Genomic DNA, 18,082 nt, shown 5'->3' with positions numbered 1-18,082 from the left:
GTGCCCAGGCCGCGGTACGCAGGGAAACCTACCGTCCGCACCCCTGCGCGGTGACGGGCAGCCCCACGATCCGGCCAGCCAAGTGGACAACCACCCCACCCGTCTGCTTCCCCACCGCGGGGCCACTACCGGGCCACCCCGCGGTGGGGGCCCTCCCGCGGACCCCCGAACGGGGGCAGCCCGACCCGGCACGGGAAGGGCGACACCCTGTCCCGTCGACGCCCCACCCCGCCGGCGGGGTGGGCCGCTCAGCCGGCGGCGACCGCGCCCAGGGCGGACACCAGCCGCGTGCACGGCCCCGTCAGTCCCCACCGTTCGCTCAGCGCCAGCACCGCCCGCGGGTCGGCCGGGGTGACCGGCAGCCGCCCGTCGACGTCACCGACGTCGCAGTCACGCACCACCGCGACCACTCCCACCGCGGCGTCGAGGTAGTCGCGGGCAGCCAGCAGCCGCCGCCGCGCCGCCACCGGCATCCCCTCCTCCCGCGCGCCACCCCGCGCACCCGCGGCCGCCGAAGCCGGGGGAGCCGGGGGAGTGTCGAGCGCGGCGAGGATCGCCGCCAACGACCCGAACCGGTTCAGCAGCGTCGCCGCGGTCTTCGCGCCGACGCCGGCGACCCCGGGCAGCCCGTCGCTGGGATCGCCGCGCAGCACCGCGAAATCGGCGTAGGCCCGCCCCGGGATGCCGTAGCGAGCGGTGACGGACGCCTCGTCGACCACGGCGAACTTCTCCACCGCGTAGCGCACCCGCACCCCGGCGTCGTCGTCGACGAGCTGGAACAGGTCCCGGTCCCCGGTGAGGATGTCCACCCCGCCGCCGGCCGCACCCTGCCCGCCCACACCACCCTGCCCGCCCGCCCCGCCCCGCTCACCCGCGGCGCCCCGGGCGCCGTCGCTGTGGCGGGTCGCGAGGGTGGCGATGACGTCGTCGGCCTCGAAGCCCGCCGCGGCCGCCCGGGCGATCCCGAACGCGTCCAGCACCGCATCGATGATCGGGAGCTGGACGGTCAACTCGTCGGCGACCTCCTCGACGTCCCCGCCCACCACCGCCTCCCCGCCGCCCACGGCCCCGTCCCCGCCCACGCAGGCACCGGCCGCCGAGGCGCCGAGCCGGTCGGCGGACACGGCCACCCGGTGCGCCTTGTACGACGACAGCAGCGCCACCCGGAACGCCGGACGCCAGTCGGCGTCGAAACAGGCCACCAGCCCCCGCGGGCGGATCTCGACGATCTGACGGGCCAGCACGTCGAGCAGACCCCGCACCGCGTTGACCGGCGTCCCATCCGGCGCCCGCACCGCACGCGGCACCCCGTAGAACGCCCGGAAGTACAGCGACGGGGCGTCGGCGAGCAGCAACCCGCCGCCCCGCTCACGCACCGGGCCGCTCACCACCGGTCCACCGCCGGGTCCACCGCCGGGCCTCGCGCCATCACCGATCCGCCCCCTACCCGTCCGTCCACCCCGCCGTACACCACCCACGCCCCGGAACGTCCACACCCCGGACCGCCCGCCCCCGCCCGACGGCCTTATCACCACCATCACCACGGCAGCGCCGCGCGACCGCGCCCCACCCACACCTGATCCCGACCGTACCGGCTGTCCCACCGGGACCAGGCAACGGACCAGAAACAGCTCCCTCGCCCCGCGCCGACCTGCGTACGCTCCGGATCGTGCTGGAAGATCTCGACCGTCGAATCGTGCAGATGCTGTGCCGAGATGGGCGCATGAGCTTCACCGACCTCGGCCGGGCCACCGGCCTGTCGGTCTCCGCCGTCCATCAGCGCGTACGACGCCTGGAACAACGTGGAGTGATCACGTCCTACACGGCGCTGGTCGACCCCTCCCAGGTGGGTCTGCCCCTGACCGCCTTCGTCTCGATCACCCCGATCGACCCGAGCCAACCCGACGACGCCGCCGACCGGCTCGCCCACATCGTCGAGATCGAGGCCTGTCACAGCGTCGCCGGGGAGGAAAGCTACCTGCTCAAGGTGCGCGTCGCCAGCCCCGGTGACCTGGAGGTCCTGCTCCAGCGCATCCGCGCCGCGGCGAACGTGTCCACCCGCACCATGGTCGTGCTCTCGACCCCCTACGAGGGCCGCCCCCCCGCCCTGTGACCCGGCGCCCCGCGACGGCACCCACCCCCGTCACCCGGTACCCCACTGCACATCCAGAGGGACAAGTCGGGCACGAAACCCGCTGGACATGCAGGGGAGAGGGAACCAGGTCGGGGGACGCCGGTCAGCCGGTGAGCGCCACACCGCTGGCCGCGTCGAACAGGTGCAGCCGCCCCGGGTCGAACCACAGCTCGACCCGCGCCCCGCGCACCGCCGTGCTCGCCGCCGCCAGGCGCGCCACGACCTGCTCCCCGACGCCGGGCACGTTGGCCGCGCCGGCCTCGCGCAGCACCCGCGCGAGATCGGCGGCCCGCCCCGGCTCGACGGGCACCCCGGCGTAGACGTACTTGTCCGACCCGACCGACTCCACCACCTCCGCGGTCACGCTCACCCGCCCCCCGGGCCGGTCGGCCCCGACGACCGCGACATCCTCGAAATGCTCCGGACGGATCCCCAGCACCAGCGGCGCACCCCCCACCACCGCCCCCGCCGTCCCCGCCCCCGCCGCACCGTCGACACCCGCCGCCGTCCCCGCCTCGCCCGCGGACAACGCCCGGCGCAGCCGATCGTCGAGGGGCACCGCGCCCAGCGGCGAACGCAGCCGATCCCCCTGCACCACCGCCGGCAGAAAGTTCATCGCCGGCGAACCGATGAACCCGGCCACGAACAGGTTCACCGGCCGCTCGTAGAGCTCCACCGGCGCCGCGACCTGCTGCACCCGCCCCGCCCGCAGCACCGCCACCCGATCCCCGAGCGTCATCGCCTCGACCTGATCATGGGTGACGTACACCATCGTCGTGCCCAGCCGACGCTGCAGCCGCGACACCTGCGTACGCGTCGCCACCCGCAGCGTCGCATCCAGGTTCGACAACGGCTCGTCCATCAGGAACACCGCCGGCGACCGCACGATCGCCCGCCCCATCGCCACCCGCTGACGCTGACCCCCCGACAGACTCCCCGGCTTACGGTCCAACCACGGCGTCAGATCGAGCATCTCCGCCACCTCGCGGACCCGCTCCTCGATCCGTGCCCGCGGCACCTTCGCCAACGACAACGGAAACCCGATGTTGCGCCGCACCGTCATGTGCGGATACAGCGCATAACTCTGGAACACCATCGCGATGTCCCGCTCGGCCGGCCCCAGCCCGTTGACGACCCGACCACCGATCCGCAGCTCCCCGTCGCTGATGTCCTCCAACCCGGCGATCATGTTCAGCGTCGTCGACTTCCCACACCCCGACGGCCCCACCAGGATCAACAACTCCCCGTCGGCGACACGCAGGCTCACATCGTCGACCGCCACCTGCCCGTCGCCGAACCACTTGCTCACATGCTCCAGCTCGACCTCCGCCATGAGCGCGCCTATCCCTTCACCGCGCCGGACGTCAGCCCGGCGACGATCCGACGCTGGAACACCAGCACGAACACGATGATCGGAATCGTGATGACCACCGCCGCCGCCGCGATCGACCCGATCGGCTGGGCGAACTGCGACGCCCCGGTGAAGAACGCGATCGCCGCCGGCACCGTCCGCGACGACTCCGTCGACGTCAACGAGATCGCGAACAGGAAGTCGTTCCAGCAGAAGATGAACACCAGAATCGCCGTCGTCACCATCCCCGGCGCCGCCAGCGGCACGATCACCCGCGTGAACGCCTGCCACGGCGACGCCCCGTCCACCGCCGCCGCCCGCTCCAGATCCCGCGGAATCTCCCGGAAGAACGCCGACAACGTGTAGATCGCCAGCGGCAGCGAGAACGTCAGATACGGCACGATCAACCCGATCCACGTATCGAAGATGCCGATCTGCCGCCACAGGTTGAACAGCGGACTGACCAGCGAGATCTGCGGAAACATCGCGATCAGCAACGCCAGGCCCACCAGCAGCCGCCGCCCCGGAAACACCAGCCGCGCCACCGCGTAGGCCGCCATCGCCCCCACCACCACCGCCAGCACCGTCGAGATCAGCGCGATCCCCACCGAGTTCACCAACGCCCGGGTGAACAGCGACGCGTCGAAAATCCCCCGATAGTTCTCCCACGTCCAGTGCCGCGGCACGAAATGCCCGTCCCCGACCGACGCCGGCGTCTTGAACGACAACGACACCAGCCACGCCAACGGCACCAGCGACACCACCACGATGACCGTGTTCACCGCCACCCAGCCCGACACCACCGACACCCGCCGGCCACCCCCACGCCGGCCACCGCCCGCACGCCCCCGGCCGCCAGCCACCCGGTCGGACGTCGCACCACCCGCCGCCACCGTCGTCACCGGCCCGCCTCCTGCTCCCCGCCGGGCGCGGCGGTCCCGAACCCCTTCACGAACACGAACGCCACCAGCGCGACCACCAGAAAGATCAGGACGCTCAACGACGACCCGACCCCCAGATTCAGCGCCGTGAACAGGTTGTCGTACCCGAGAATCGACACCGACCGGGTGTCATACGACCCGCCCGTCAACACATAGATGTTGTCGAAGATCCGGAAGGCGTCCAGGACCCGGAACAGCAACGCCACCAGAATCGCCGGCTTCATCAACGGCACCATCACCCGGGTGAACCGCGCCCACGGCCCCGCCCCGTCCACCCGCGCCGCCCGCAGCAGCTCCTCGGGCACCAGCGCCAACCCCGCCAGCAGCAGCAACGCCATGAACGGCGTCGTCTTCCACACCTCCGCAGCGATGATCACCGCGATGCCCCACGTCTGCGACGTCAACGGCGCCGCATCCCCGAACAACCCCGACAGATACCCCGTCCCCGGCGTCCAGGCGTACTGCCAGCCGAACGCCGCGACCACCGTCACGATCCCGTACGGGATCAGAACCACCGTGCGCACCAGCCCCCGGCCCACCACCGCCCGGTGCATCACCAGCGCCAACGCCATCCCCAGCACGAACTCGATCGCCACCGACACCACCGTGATCACCACCGTGACCGCCAGCGCCTTCCACCACAGCGACGACCCCAGCACCGTGGCGTAGTTCCCCAACCCCACGAACGACGACTGCGCCGGGAAACGCAGGTCATAGCGGCGCAGCGACAGGTACACGGCATAGCCGATCGGATAGCCCGCCACCGCCAGGATCACCACCACCGCAGGTGCACACAGCAGCCACCCCAACCGCCGCTGCGCGCGCTGCTGCGCCGTGAGCCCCACGCGCCCCGCCATCACGGCACCAGCCCCTTCGAGTCCAACGCATCCTCGATCGCCCCCCGCAACCCGCCCAGCGCCGACACCGACACCGAACGCGGCGGGGACAACCGATCGGCGATCTGCAACGACACGCTCTGATACGCCGGCGTCTGCGGCCGCACACTGGCATGACGCAACGCCGTGTAGATCGCCGCCGCGAACGGATACCCCCCCTCGACGAACGCCCGATCCGAATACAACGCCTCCAACGTCGGCGCCAACCCCCCGTCGACCGCCGTGCGGATCTGGTTCGCCCGACTGCGCAGGCAGCCGATCGCCGCCCGCGCCTGACCCGGATGCCGGCTGTACGACGACACCGCCAGGTTGTAACCCCCCACCGTCGTGTGCGACGGCTGGCCGGCCACCAGACTCGGCCACTGCGCCCACCCGATCCGACCCACCAGATCCGGCGCGTTCTGCCGCGCCGACGGGTAGATGAACGGATAGTTCAACTGGAACGCCGCCGACCCCGTCTCGAACGCCAGCCGGTTGTCGTCCTCCCGCTGGTTCGACCACGACGGATCCGCCGCCCCGGAGTGCGCCAACGCCGCGATCGCCGCCACCGCCCGGCGCGCCGGCTCGCCCAGCGCCACCTGCGTCCCGTCCGCCGACAGGATCGACCCGCCGGCCGAGGCCACCAGCGAGTTGAACAGCACCGTGTAGCCCTCGTACTGGGCTCCCTGCACCTCGACCAGATGCGGTCTGCCCGCCGCCGCCAACGCCCTCGCCTGCGCCAGCATCTGCGCCCACGTCGCCGGCGGCCGCGCCACCAGATCCTTGCGATACCACAGCAACTGCGCGTTGGTGCTCAACGGCGCCGCATACAACCGGCCCCGCCAGCTACCCGTGCGCACCGCCACCGGCAGCGTCCCCGCCGTGAGCGCGCGCGCCGACACCGGGTCGAACGGCACGATCCACCCGGCCTCGGCGAACTCCGCCGTCCACGTCACGTCCAACGCCAGGACGTCCATCGAGGAGTCCTGCGCCGCAAGCCGGCGCACCAACTGCTCCCGCTGCCCGTCGGCGTCGTTGGGCAGCACGCTGATCGCGATCCGGTAGGCGCCGTGCGACCCGGCCGAACAGTCCGCCGCCGCCTTCGCGAACGACCCCGACGACTCGTTGTACACATACCAGCGCACCGTCACCGGCCCCCGCGCCGGACCCGACCCCCCGCACCCCCCCAGCACCACCACCGCGCACACCGCCACGACCAGCCCGACCCGGCCCCGCACCACCCGGCCCCGCACCACCTGACGCCGCACCACCTGACGCCGCCCCCGGCTCGAGACCGGTTCAGTCGACGCAGACCGCCCACCCCGACCGGCTAACGACCCGACACGACCCCCGGCCGCACGCCCAGGACCCGCGCCGCGCGACACACGGTGACGGCGCGACACGGCACGGCGCCTGCCAAGCCCCCGAATCGCGAACCTCGCCACCGGCCGGCCTCCCTTCTGGCAGGTACGCAGAAGTCGCAACCCCCGCCCTCAGACGGAAAGAACATCAACACCCATCCGGCTGTACCCGACCACCCCACGGCGCCTCGGCAATGCCCCACCCCACGCACCGTAAAACTCCGATGACAGCAATACACGCCAACCCGGCCAACGGGGAAGCCGAACACACCCACCGCACCCCACCACTCACACCACACCCAGCCCGCCACCCCGGCACGCCCCCACCACCCGCCCCAAGGACGACCGCCACCACACCGACCCGGCGACCAGCCGACCCGACGGGCGGGCAGACTCACCAGCGTGACCGACCCCCGCGCCCCCCGCCGCACCGTGCTCTACCGGGGCGGCCACATCCACACCCCGACCAGCCCCACCGCCACGGCCATGCTCACCGACCACGCCACCATCGCCTGGATCGGCTCCGACGACACCGCCGCGACCCTCGACGCCGACACCGTCATCGACCTCGACGGCGCACTGATCACCCCCGCCTTCGTCGACGCCCACATCCACACCACCGCCACCGGCCTCGCCCTGACCGGCCTCGACCTCACCGCCACCCCCACCCGCACCGCCGCCCTCGACGCCCTGGCCGCCCACGCCCGCCGCCACCGGCACACCACCGTCTTCGGCACCGGCTGGGACGAGACCGCCTGGGCCGAACCCACACCCCCCACCGCCGGCGAACTCGACCGCGCCACCGGCGGCGCCGCCGTCTACCTCGCCCGCGTCGACGGGCACACCGCCGTGATCTCCACCGCCCTGGCCACCGCCGCCGACGCCGCCACCCACCCCGGCTGGCACCCCGACGGCCTCGTCACCGGCCCCGCCCACCACGCCGCCCGCCGCACCGCCGACACCACCCTGACCCCCAGCCAGCGCCGTCACGCCTGGCAGAGCACCCGCACCCACGCCGCCGCCCTCGGCATCGCCGCCCTGCACGAGATGGCCGGACCCGACGTCTCCTCCGCCGACGACCTCGCCGGCCTGCTCGCCCACGCCCGCACCGTCACCGGACCCGACATCGTCGGCTACTGGGCCGGCGACCTGCCCACCGCCGTCGAACTCGGCGCCGCCTGGGGCGGCGACGCCTTCGTCGACGGTTCCCTGGGCTCCCACACCGCCGCCCTGCACACCCCCTACGCCGACCGCCCCCACACCCACGGCACCCTGCACCTCGACGCCGACGCCATCCGCGACGCCGTCCTCGACGCCACCGACGCCGGCCTGCAGACCGGCTTCCACGCCATCGGCGACGCCGCCATCACCACCGTGCTCACCGGCCTGGAGGCCGCCGCCGCCAAAGTCGGATTCGCCCGCCTCGCCGCCGGCCGCCACCGCCTCGAACACGCCGAGATGACCACCACCGACCACCTCCCACGCCTGGTCGCCCTCGGCGTCATCGTCAGCGCCCAACCCGCCTTCGACGCCCGCTGGGGCGGCGAGGACGGCATGTACGCCACCCGCCTCGGCCCCACCCGCGCCGCCACCATGAACCCCTACGCCGCCATGACCCGCGCCGGCATCGCGCTGGCCTTCTCCTCCGACGCCCCCGTCACCCCCCTGGACCCCTGGGGCGCCATCCGCGCCGCGACACACCACCACAGCCCCGCCGCCCGCATCTCCGCCCGCGCCGCCTTCACCGCCGCCAGCCGCGGCGGCTGGCGCGCCGCCCGCGCCGACACCGACGGCCACGGCATCCTCGCCCCCGGCCACCCCGCCACCTACGCCGTTTGGGACCACCACGGCGACCTCGTCGTCCAGGCCCCCGACACCCGCATCGCCGCCTGGTCCACCGACCCCCGTGGCGCCGTCGCCGGCCTGCCCGACCTCACCGGCCCCACCCCCCACTGCCGGCGCACCGTCCTGCGCGGCCGCATCCTGCACGACACCCCACGCTGAACCCCACGCTGGACTCCGTGCGGACCCCCACCTCGACACCAACCCCATAATCGCACACATGTTCGATAGCGTCGAGGGGTGAGCCACCACCGCCCAACCCCGGCCGGACCGCCCACCTTCCCCCACCCCACCGCCAGGCCACACCGCCACCACACTTCGAGCCCCCTTCGGGTCAGGGGTGGCGTGGTCAGCGCGGCCCGAGTGACAGAAACTGGTCGGGTGACCCCCACGCCGGCCACCCCCAGCCCCACGGCCCCCCAGGCGGCCGGCGACACCGCCGCCGCCACGCCGACCCCGCCCGCCGCCATCCCGCCCCAACCCCAGCCCCAGCCCCAGCCCCGGACCAGCATCGAGCCGGCGCGGACAAGCGACCCGTCACCCCCCACACCCGAAGCGCCCACCCCGGCCGCCGCGACCTGCACCGAACCCGACCGGACCGAGCCCAACCAGGCCGAGCCCGGTCAGGCCCGCGAAGACCGGGCCGCCCGCCGGACCCGCCGCCGCGCCACCCTGCGCCGACGCACCCCACCAGCCCTGGCCGCCCTGCTCGGCGGCGCCCTGCTCTACCTCGCCACCCCACCGGTCGGCGCCTGGCCGCTCGCACCGATCGCCGTCACCGTGCTCACCCTCACCGTCCGCGGCCGCCGCCTGCGCGCCTCCTACGCCCTGGGCCTGCTGTTCGGCCTCGCGTTCTGCCTGCCGCTGCTGCGCTTCGTCTCCTTCGTCGGCGCCGACGCCTGGATCGCCCTCGCCGTCGCCGAAGCCGCCATTCTCGCCCTCGTCGCCCCCGCCACCACCCTCGTCTGGCGCCTGCCCGCACCCTGGGTGTGGACCGGCGCCGTCTGGGTCGCCCAGGAGGCCCTGCGCGGACGCGCCCCCTTCGGCGGCTTCCCCTGGGGCCGGCTCGCCTTCACCCAGTCCGACAGCCCGCTGACCGGACTCGCCGCCCTCGGCGGCGCACCCCTGCTCACCGCCGTCGTCGCCGCCATCGGCGCCCTGCTCGCCCTCGCCGTCACCCACGCCCACACCCTGGCCCGCGCCACCACCGGCCACCGGCGCACCGCCCCGCGACGCCTCGCCCCACCCCTGCTCGGCGCCACCGCCCTCACCCTCGCCGGCCTGCTCGTCCCGCTGCCCACCGCCGCCGAACACGGCAGTCTCACCATCGCCGCCATCCAGGGCAACGTCCCCGCCGACGGCGGCATCCACGCCCTCGGCCGCGCCTTCCAGGTCACCGCCAACCACGTCGCCGGCACCCGCCGCCTCGCCGCCGACGTCGCCGCCGGCCGCCGCCCCGCCCCCGACCTCGTCCTGTGGCCGGAGAACTCCTCCGACCTCGACCCCCAACGAGACCCCACCGTCGCAGCCGCCCTACGCGGCGCCGCCCGCACCGCCGGTGCCCCCCTGCTCGTCGGCGCCGTCCTCGACGGCCCCGGCGCCGGCCACGTCCGCAACGCCGGCATGATCTGGACCGCCGACGGCTTCACCGGCCAGATGTACGTCAAACAACACCCCGTCCCCTTCGCCGAATACCTCCCCGGCCGCGCCCTGCTCACCCGCCTCATCGGCCGCTTCGCCGACGAGATGCCCAGCGACTTCCTGCCCGGCCACAGCCCCGGCGCCCTACACGTCGCCGGCACCACCATCGGCGACGTCATCTGCTTCGAAGTCGCCTACGACGACCTCGTCCGCGACACCGTCGACCACGGCGCCGAGATCCTCGTCATCCAGACCAACAACGCCTCCTTCGGCCGCAAGGGCGAAAGCCAGCAGCAACTCGCCATGTCCCGGCTACGGGCCGTCGAACACGGCCGCGCCACCGTCCAGGTCTCCACCAGCGGCGAAAGCGCCCTCATCGCCCCCGACGGCACCCTGCTCGCCAAGACCGGCCTGTACGAACCCGGCGTCCTCACCGCCGCCCTGCCCCGACGCACCAGCCGAACCCCCGCCGACCGTGCCGGAATCGTCCCCGAGGCGGTGCTGCTCGCCCTCGGCCTGGGCGCCATGATGGCGGGAGTGATCCGCCGCCGAACCCGCCCCACCGGCGACCCCGACCACACCGGCACCACCCCGCAGGCACCACGACCCCACGAGACGACACCCACGGTGACGCCCGCCGGGCCGGCCTGACGGATATGGCCCCCGATCAGGAAAGGAACCGCGTGGATCTCCACCGCGTTGTCGTCTGCGTCCCCACCTACAACGAGCGGGACAACCTGCCGGACACCGCCCGCCGCCTGCGCGCGGCGAACCCGACGGTCGACCTGCTCGTCATCGACGACGCCAGCCCCGACGGCACCGGGAAGATCGCCGACGAACTCGCCGACAACGACGACCACATCCACGTGCTGCACCGCGACGGCAAAGCCGGCCTCGGCACCGCCTACATCGCCGGCTTCACCTGGGCCCTCGACCACGGCTACGACGTCATCGTCGAAATGGACGCCGACGGCTCCCACCAGCCAGAACAGCTACCCCGCCTGCTCGCCGCCCTCGCCCACGCCGACCTCGTCATCGGCTCCCGCTGGGTACCCGGGGGAGAGGTCCGCAACTGGCCCCGCACCCGGCTGCTGCTCTCCCGCGGCGGCAACGTCTACGTCCGCGCCGCCCTCGGCATGCCGCTACGCGACGCCACCGCCGGCTACCGCGCCTACCGCGCCGACGTCCTGCGCGACCGCGACCTGACCGGCGTCTCCTCCCAGGGCTACTGCTTCCAGGTCGACCTCGCCTGGCAGGCCTGGCGCTCCGGCTACCGCGTCACCGAAGTCCCCATCACCTTCGTCGAACGCGAACGCGGCACCTCCAAGATGAGCAACGCCATCGTCGCCGAAGCCTTCTGGCGCGTCGCCTGGTGGGCCGCCACCACCCGCCGCCGCCGGCCCACCCCCCGCACCCCCCACCTCCCGGGCAACCCCACCCCGCGCCAACCCACCGCCAACCCCGACATCCCCGCCGACCACCCCGACAACGTCACCACCAGCCGGGGCGCCTGACCACGACCACGCCGACCCACACCCACCCGTCACCCGCCGCAACCGCCGCATCACCCACAACAACCACCCGGGGCATGCCAAAGGGTCGGGCACGTACATTCCCGTGCCCGACCCCGCAACCGCCGACAAACAGCCTTGCTACGCGGTACGCCGACCCTCACCGGTCCCGCGCAGCACCGCCAACCGCTCCGCCAGAACCTCCTCCAGATCATCGGTGGTCCGGCGCTCCATCAACATGTCCCAGTGCGTCCGCGGCGGCTTCGACTTCTTCGGCTCAGGCCGCTCACCATCGACGATCACCGACGCCCCACCACAGACCTTGCACTCCCACACCGACGGCACCTCCGCCTCAGCCGCGAAGGGCATGGTGAACTGGTGGCCGTTGGGGCAGTCGTAGGACGCCGACTGCCGTGGGGCAAGCTCGGTGCTGCGGTCAGTCTCGTAGGACACTGCACCGAGACGGCTTCCCCGCAGGATGCGCTCGCCCATATAACTCCTCCGAGCGTCGAGACGTGTGCAACTACCCCTCGACAACGTTCTGGCCAGCCGAGACGTTCCCGCCGAGGAAGGACCCGTAACACAATCATGAACGCGCAGCGTCCCCACCCCACAGCGAAACGTCCCACCCGCCCCATCCGCACCCTGCACACGGCCACCCTCGGCATCACCCGCACCGCCGTCGGCACCCTCGTGCTCGCCCGCGCCGTGGACACCCTGCGCATCACCGGCGTCGACCGACTCACCGCCACCCGCCTGGCCTGGGTCGCCCGCCTCGCCGGCATCCGCGACCTCGCCCTCGGCGCCGGCCTGCTCGCCGCGATGACCACCGGCCGCGACACCACCACCTGGCTGTGGGCCGGAATGATCGCCGACGCCGCCGACGTTTCGGTCTTCGCGACCTCCACCGCCCGCGGCCACCTGCCACCCGTCATCGGCACCCTCATGGCCACCGCCGCCCTCGGCGGCGTCGCCGCCGCAGCCCCCCTGACCCGCACCGGACCGGGGGAGTGACCCCACCACCCCGCACCGCCGCACCGCCGCACCGCCACCGACGGATCCACACAGAAAGGACCATCTGACGCCATGACCACCAGCGACCACGCCACCGGCACCACCCCCACCGGCCCCGACGCCGCCGACGCCGCCGACGTCGCCAAGACCGACGAGCAGTGGCGGGCCGAACTCTCACCCCAGCGCTACGCCATCCTGCGCCAGGCCGCCACCGAACCCCCCTTCACCGGCGCCTACACCTACAGCAAGGAGACCGGCACCTACCGCTGCGGCGGCTGCGGCGCGGCGCTGTTCACCTCCGACACCAAGTACGACTCCGGCTCCGGCTGGCCCAGCTTCACCGAACCCGCCGTCGCCGACGCCGTCGAACTCGTCGAGGACCGCTCCCACGGCATGATCCGCACCGAAGTCCGCTGCGCCCGCTGCGGGGGACACCTCGGCCACGTCTTCGACGACGGCCCCGGCCCCACCGGCCAGCGCTACTGCATGAACAGCCTCGCCCTCGACCTCGACACCCACTGACCCACCCGAGCCCGTGGACCGGGCCGCCGCCGGTGCACCCACGCACCGGCCGGCCCACCCACCACCAGGCGCCACAACCTCCACCAGGCGGCACAACCTCCACCAGGCGGCACAACCCCACCCCGGCGCCGCCAGACCGACCCGCGCCGCGGTCCGCCGGTCCACCCTCGCATCCCGCACCAGGAACGGCCGACCCGACACCAACGCCCAGCGCGGCTGGCTACCCGGCGCACACGACGCGAATCCGGCCTCCCGCCCCAGCGGCGCCCCCTCCACCGCATCAGCCCGCAACCCCGACCCGCCACATCGGTCGAACCACGCCACCTCCATGCCCATCTCGCTGCACGGCAGCGCCAACAGACCCCGCACATACGCGGCAAAGTCCGGCATGGGGACCCCGCCTGGATCAGGAACGCCACCAGCACCCGAGTCCGGGCCCCCGATCGCGATCCCTGCCATACCTCACTACCCCAGAGCCCCAGCACTCGGAGAGACTCGCCTTCAGCTTCCAAATAGCTACACAAGGTTAACGTCCGTCGCAGGTGGTCTCACCGGGACGACCCGGCACCCCCAAAAACTGTCGGTGCCCCCGCCTACCGTCACTGCCATCCCGCCACCGACCCCGGGGGAGGCACACCATGGAAACCGAACTGCAGTTCGACTGGCACCGGCGGCACGCCGCCTGGATCCGCGACACCATCCACCGCCACGGCTGGGCCGTCCAGGCCGTCCTCGCCGAACCCGACACCGGCGAACCCGACTACGCCTACACCATCGGCCTCACCGCACTGCACCACCCCGAACTGCTCATCGCCGGCCTGCACCCGCACGACGCCGCCGCCCTGCTCAACCTCCTCGCCACCCGCATCCGCGCCGGCGACCACCCGCCAGCCGACACCACCCTCGACGACCTCGCACCCCCCAGACGCCACCACCTGCTCACCCTCCACCCCGCCGCCAGCGACGAACTGCTACTCCACGCCAACGCCACCTACCAGCACCCCGACGGCCCACCCGTCGCCGCCCTCCAGATCGTCTGGAGTGACCCGGCCGGCACCCTGCCCTGGGAAACCGGCTGCACCGGTGACGCCGCCCAGCAGCCCCTCGCCGGCCCACCCCCCGGCCCGCCCACCGACGCCGCGGGGGACAGGCCCCGCCCCTGACCGCCACCCGACCAGCGCCCCGGTGCCCCCGCGGCGGTGCCATCCGAACACCGCCGAAGCACCGGGGCCACGCCGAGCCCGGGGGAGCCGCCTCCCACCCACCATCACACCGACCGACAACCCGAATCCTGAACGACCAGCAAGCCGCCCGACCCGACCAGCGCCAACTCGCGGCACCCGAACACAACCAGCCACCCGCAGCAACCCGTCAGAAGTTCCCACCGCCGACGACCAGCAACAGCCGGCCCGCCCTCGAACACGCCGCCCACCGAGCCAACCCGCACGGTCAAAACCCCACCAACCACTACCCCACCACACGCGCCGATAATGCACATTATGTCAAGTAGAATCGAGCCGACCGCTCCTCCCGGTCGGCTCGAACCTGGGACAGCAGGTGGCGTTGACGGGCGAGATCCGCCGGCGCCCAGAACTCTCGTCGGCCGGCGAACCAGCTGGGTCGCCTACCAGCGCGGCAGTGCAAGATCATCTCCTGTGGCCGCAGCCGATCTTCAGACGTTGATCGTTGACTCCCCTCTTGGCTGCTTGGTGTTGGTTTTTATTTTTTTGATCATTATGCGAAGTTTCGTCAACAGTGTTGATTATCTTGAAGGATAACCACGGTGGATCACGTCACCGCAAGGCCAGGATGCCTCAGGCCTACCAGGCACTCCCCCGGGGCCGGCGCCTCTCGGCGCGGAACCTGCCCGGTTCCGGTTCCGCGGAACACCTTGATCATCGATGGGGAGCGGGACGTGGCCGGGCCGGAGGCTGGGGGCGGTTCCGCGGAACACCTTGATCGCCGGAATGACTCGTTTCCGCGTCTCGGCTGCTGGGACACCTGCACGCGGTGGGTTTCGCCGGTGCCCCTCGCCCGCTGGGGCGGGACGCACCGGGCGGAGCTGTTCTCGATCGGCCTGCACCGGGCCCTCGCCGGTTTCGTGCCGCCGGCCGGGGCGGTGTGGAACAGGATCATCCCGCCAGACTCGGAGGACGTCGTCTGCCACAACGACGTCGCGCCGTGGAATCTCGTCAGGTCCACCCAGGGCTGGGCACTGATCGACTGGGACGGGGCCGCGTCGAGTTCCCGGCTGTGGGATCTCGCCTACGCCGCCCAGGCCATGGCCGGCCTGCGCGCCGATCGACCGCAGGCGGAATCGGCGGCGCGGCTGCGCGCCTTCGTCGACGGCTACGGCCTGGAGGAGACGTCCCGGCCAGTGTTGGCGAGCATGCTGGGCCGGCGCGCCAGGGCGATGTACGACCTGCTGCGCAACGTCGCCGAACGGCAGCACCAGCCGTGGGCCGGGATCTGGACCGAGGACGGCCCCTACTGGCTCGCCACCGCCGACTACCTGGACGCCCGAGCCAACGTATGGGCAACCGCCCTGTGATGAAGCGAGGAGAAGCGGATGGTCTCCCCCACCAGCTTCGCCGCAGTGAACCCGGCGTCACGCAGCGCCCGACGGCATCGCGACCGCGTCCCCAGGGCGGTGGCCGGGTCGGCGAGGGCCAGGCCGTGGCGGCGGGCATGGTCACGAAAGAGCCCGGCCGCGACGGGGAAACCCACTGCCATCGGGGAGAAGGCGACCTGCCCGCCTGGGGTCAGCAGCCGGCGCCATTCCCCAGTGCCGCCTGGACCGGCAGGTAGAGCAGACCGGCCGAGCAGAAGACCAGGTCGAACGAAGCCGTCCCCGAACCGGGGCAGGGCGCTGGCATCCGCCCTGACCAGTTCGATGTTCGTCAGCCCGGCGGCGGTGATCGCCTGCCGGGCTCGGGTGAGCATGCCCGTGAAGATGTCGACGGCCACCACGTGCCCGGTCGGCCCCGTGGCGCGGGCTTTCGACGTTGTCACGGAAACTGGTTACAGCTTGAGGTGAGCGGGGCAACGGGATGATGTTGAAGCCCGGGGTGGTCGGTCATGGTGCCGCGACTCGGCCAGGTGTTATTCGGCCGTCTCGTCAAAGTTCCCGGCTGAGGCACGCCATCGGCGGCGCCATGCTCCGGGTGCGATGCTCTGGTACCGGCGGAACGCTCGGCTGAAGGCGGCGTCAGTGTCGTACCCGACCGCGAGGGCGATCTGCTGCAGGCTCGATTCTGTGTCACGCAGCAGCGTTTTCGCCCGGTACATGCGCCAGTAGGTCAGGTAGTTGATGGGTGAGTCGCCCGTCTTTCGTTTGAACGCCGCGGCGAAAGCCGCCCGCGACATCCCGGCTCGGCGCGCGAGCTCCTCGACCGTCCATGCGTGTGCGAGATCGGTGTGCAGGTCGCGCAGTGCCGGCGCGAGCTGTGGGTCGCTGAGAGCAGAGAGCCATCCGTGCGAGATCTTGGCGGAAGACGAGACGTAGGTGCGAAGTGCGTACACGAAGAGGGCGTCGGCCAGGCGGCTCATGATGAACCCGGACCCGAAGCCGGAGAATGTCCGCTCCAGCTCCAGCAGCCTGAAGGTGGAACGCAACGCGTCGCCGGCCGAGTCGTCGAGATCGAGCCGCAGCACGGGGGGAAGTGCCTTCAACAGCGGCTCGGCGGCACCCGTGTCGAAGGCCAACCGGGCCGAGACGATCTCCGTCACTGGTCCTTCTGTGCCGTGGCGCACAGAAGGACCCCGTCCTGCCGCCAGGAGGCTCTCACAGCCGACGAGGTTTCGCCCCGGCTCGTCCGCGACGGCGAACTCGCCGCCGGCGCGGACCAGAAAACAGCTGCCGGGAGTGAGCAGTTCCGGCACAGCGCTCGAGTTGGGCTGCCACCAGCAGCGCCCACTTCTGATCATCATCACGTAGGTCGTGTGCGGCGACCTGAAGGAGATCCCCCAGGCCCCATGGGCCTCGATGCTCACGTACTGCGAGTCCTCGACAGACCGCGCCGCCAGGACGTCATCAATGGGATCCACCTCGTCACACTAGACGATCAGTCGTAAAAACAAGACGTTCGGCGTTCCTCCGTCTCGACCGGCCACCGTAGCGTCGACAGCGCAAGCACGGTGGCGCAAGGGCAGAGTCCGGAGCGATCGGCGACGCCCACCCCCACCGAGCAAGTCCGTTCACCGTTCACCGTTCACCGTTCACCCAGAGCATCCGACCGCCCGAACCACCGGAGTTCACATGCCTGAGTTCGTTGCCCCGACCCCCTCGGTCGCCGTCGCCTTCCACTCGGGCTACGGACACACCGCGGTCCTCGCCGAGGCGGTCCGGCGCGGGGCGGCCGACGCCGGCGCCGATGTGGCCCTCGTGCCGGTGGACACCATCACCGACGAGCAGTGGCAGCAGTTGGACGGTGCCGACGCGATCGTCTTCGGCTCGCCCACCTACATGGGCAGCGCGTCCGCCGCGTTCCACAGCTTCGCCGAGGCGACCAGCCGCCGGTTTGCCGAAGGCCGCTGGGCCGACAAGCTCGCAGCCGGCTTCACCAACTCCGCGTCCAAGAGTGGCGACAAGTCCGGCACTCTCGCCTTCTTCGCCACCTTCGCCGCCCAGCACGGCATGCTGTGGGTCAGCCTCGGCCTCGGCCCCGGCTGGAACTCCACCACCGCCTCCGAGAACGACCTCAACCGCCTTGGCTTCTGGAGTGGCGCCGGGGCCCAGACCCCGCTGGACGGTGGCGTCGACACCGTCCACACCGCCGACGCCGCCACCGCCGAGCACCTCGGCGCCCGGGTCGCCCGCCAGGCCGCCCTCGTGGCGGCCGGACGTCGCCTCGTATCCGTCACCGCCTGACGCGCCGACCGGTGGACCGG

17 protein-coding genes are annotated in these 18,082 nt (G+C 72.3%); 9 read left to right on the top strand and 8 right to left on the bottom strand.

The window, feature by feature from the left end:
* Positions 1-248 precede the first annotated feature (248 nt).
* Entirely contained in the window at positions 249-1,388 is a 1,140-nt protein-coding gene (locus AC5R91_RS02235; protein ID WP_495395409.1) for a 5'-3' exonuclease, read from the bottom strand.
* A 281-nt stretch (positions 1,389-1,669) separates the two neighbouring features.
* Between AC5R91_RS02235 and AC5R91_RS02230 the strand changes: the two genes are divergently transcribed.
* Entirely contained in the window at positions 1,670-2,113 is a 444-nt protein-coding gene (locus AC5R91_RS02230) for an Lrp/AsnC family transcriptional regulator (protein ID WP_009738598.1), read from the top strand.
* 124 nt (positions 2,114-2,237) lie between these two features.
* On the opposite strand, the gene AC5R91_RS02225 is transcribed toward AC5R91_RS02230, so the two are convergent.
* The 4 genes from AC5R91_RS02225 to AC5R91_RS02210 are packed head-to-tail and all read right to left on the bottom strand — an operon-like array spanning position 2,238 to position 6,572.
* Positions 2,238-3,467 (bottom strand): ABC transporter ATP-binding protein, encoded by a 1,230-nt coding sequence (locus tag AC5R91_RS02225; protein WP_495395408.1) that lies wholly within the window; start codon positions 3,465-3,467, stop codon positions 2,238-2,240.
* 8 nt (positions 3,468-3,475) lie between these two features.
* Positions 3,476-4,387: a carbohydrate ABC transporter permease gene (locus tag AC5R91_RS02220; protein ID WP_495395407.1), complete on the bottom strand. Its 912-nt coding sequence runs from the start codon at positions 4,385-4,387 to the stop codon at positions 3,476-3,478.
* Positions 4,384-5,283, bottom strand: coding sequence for a carbohydrate ABC transporter permease (locus AC5R91_RS02215; protein ID WP_495395406.1), 900 nt, complete (start codon positions 5,281-5,283; stop codon positions 4,384-4,386). The genes AC5R91_RS02220 and AC5R91_RS02215 overlap by 4 nt, the downstream gene beginning before the upstream one ends.
* Positions 5,283-6,572: an ABC transporter substrate-binding protein gene (locus tag AC5R91_RS02210; protein WP_495395404.1), complete on the bottom strand. Its 1,290-nt coding sequence runs from the start codon at positions 6,570-6,572 to the stop codon at positions 5,283-5,285. The genes AC5R91_RS02215 and AC5R91_RS02210 overlap by 1 nt, the downstream gene beginning before the upstream one ends.
* A 492-nt stretch (positions 6,573-7,064) precedes the next feature.
* Here AC5R91_RS02210 and AC5R91_RS02205 point away from each other — a divergent pair, with 492 nt between their 5' ends.
* The 3 genes from AC5R91_RS02205 to AC5R91_RS02195 all read left to right on the top strand — a co-directional run bounded on the left by AC5R91_RS02205 (position 7,065) and on the right by AC5R91_RS02195 (position 11,659).
* Entirely contained in the window at positions 7,065-8,666 is a 1,602-nt protein-coding gene (locus AC5R91_RS02205) for an amidohydrolase (RefSeq protein WP_495395403.1), read from the top strand.
* 219 nt (positions 8,667-8,885) lie between these two features.
* Positions 8,886-10,796: an apolipoprotein N-acyltransferase gene (gene lnt, locus AC5R91_RS02200; RefSeq protein ID WP_495395402.1), complete on the top strand. Its 1,911-nt coding sequence runs from the start codon at positions 8,886-8,888 to the stop codon at positions 10,794-10,796.
* Positions 10,797-10,828: 32 nt separating this feature from the next.
* Positions 10,829-11,659 carry a polyprenol monophosphomannose synthase gene (locus tag AC5R91_RS02195; protein WP_495395401.1) on the top strand — a complete coding sequence of 277 codons (831 nt, stop codon included), beginning with the start codon at positions 10,829-10,831 and terminating at the stop codon, positions 11,657-11,659.
* Positions 11,660-11,797: 138 nt separating this feature from the next.
* Here AC5R91_RS02195 and AC5R91_RS02190 read toward each other — a convergent pair whose 3' ends face one another.
* Positions 11,798-12,148, bottom strand: coding sequence for an RNA polymerase-binding protein RbpA (locus AC5R91_RS02190; protein WP_009738606.1), 351 nt, complete (start codon positions 12,146-12,148; stop codon positions 11,798-11,800).
* A gap of 96 nt (positions 12,149-12,244) precedes the next feature.
* Here AC5R91_RS02190 and AC5R91_RS02185 point away from each other — a divergent pair, with 96 nt between their 5' ends.
* The 4 genes from AC5R91_RS02185 (at position 12,245) to AC5R91_RS02170 (ending at position 15,743) form a co-directional block, all read left to right on the top strand.
* Positions 12,245-12,670 (top strand): hypothetical protein, encoded by a 426-nt coding sequence (locus AC5R91_RS02185; RefSeq protein ID WP_495395400.1) that lies wholly within the window; start codon positions 12,245-12,247, stop codon positions 12,668-12,670.
* A gap of 72 nt (positions 12,671-12,742) precedes the next feature.
* The gene (gene msrB / locus AC5R91_RS02180) at positions 12,743-13,192 is read left to right on the top strand and encodes a peptide-methionine (R)-S-oxide reductase MsrB (RefSeq protein WP_495395399.1); all 450 of its coding nucleotides are present in this window, start codon (positions 12,743-12,745) and stop codon (positions 13,190-13,192) included.
* Positions 13,193-13,830: 638 nt separating this feature from the next.
* Positions 13,831-14,355, top strand: coding sequence for a DUF4262 domain-containing protein (locus AC5R91_RS02175; RefSeq protein ID WP_495395398.1), 525 nt, complete (start codon positions 13,831-13,833; stop codon positions 14,353-14,355).
* An 860-nt stretch (positions 14,356-15,215) separates the two neighbouring features.
* Positions 15,216-15,743, top strand: coding sequence for a phosphotransferase family protein (locus AC5R91_RS02170; RefSeq protein ID WP_495395397.1), 528 nt, complete (start codon positions 15,216-15,218; stop codon positions 15,741-15,743).
* Here the strand turns inward: AC5R91_RS02170 and AC5R91_RS02165 are convergent.
* Together AC5R91_RS02165 and AC5R91_RS02160 are read right to left on the bottom strand one after the other, a co-directional pair.
* The gene (locus AC5R91_RS02165) at positions 15,701-16,204 is read right to left on the bottom strand and encodes a methyltransferase domain-containing protein (protein ID WP_495395396.1); all 504 of its coding nucleotides are present in this window, start codon (positions 16,202-16,204) and stop codon (positions 15,701-15,703) included. The two genes, AC5R91_RS02170 and AC5R91_RS02165, sit on opposite strands and share 43 nt — an antisense overlap.
* Positions 16,205-16,294: 90 nt before the next feature.
* Complete coding sequence (locus AC5R91_RS02160; protein ID WP_495395395.1) at positions 16,295-17,239, bottom strand: AraC family transcriptional regulator; 945 nt, start codon at positions 17,237-17,239, stop codon at positions 16,295-16,297.
* Positions 17,240-17,450: 211 nt separating this feature from the next.
* Between AC5R91_RS02160 and AC5R91_RS02155 the strand changes: the two genes are divergently transcribed.
* Positions 17,451-18,062: a flavodoxin family protein gene (locus tag AC5R91_RS02155; RefSeq protein WP_495395394.1), complete on the top strand. Its 612-nt coding sequence runs from the start codon at positions 17,451-17,453 to the stop codon at positions 18,060-18,062.
* Positions 18,063-18,082: the final 20 nt, after the last annotated feature.

This window comes from Frankia sp. BMG5.60 (genome assembly GCF_059428125.1).
Note: the sequence above shows the minus strand (reverse complement) of the source record. Positions and strands in the feature narration are given on the sequence as shown.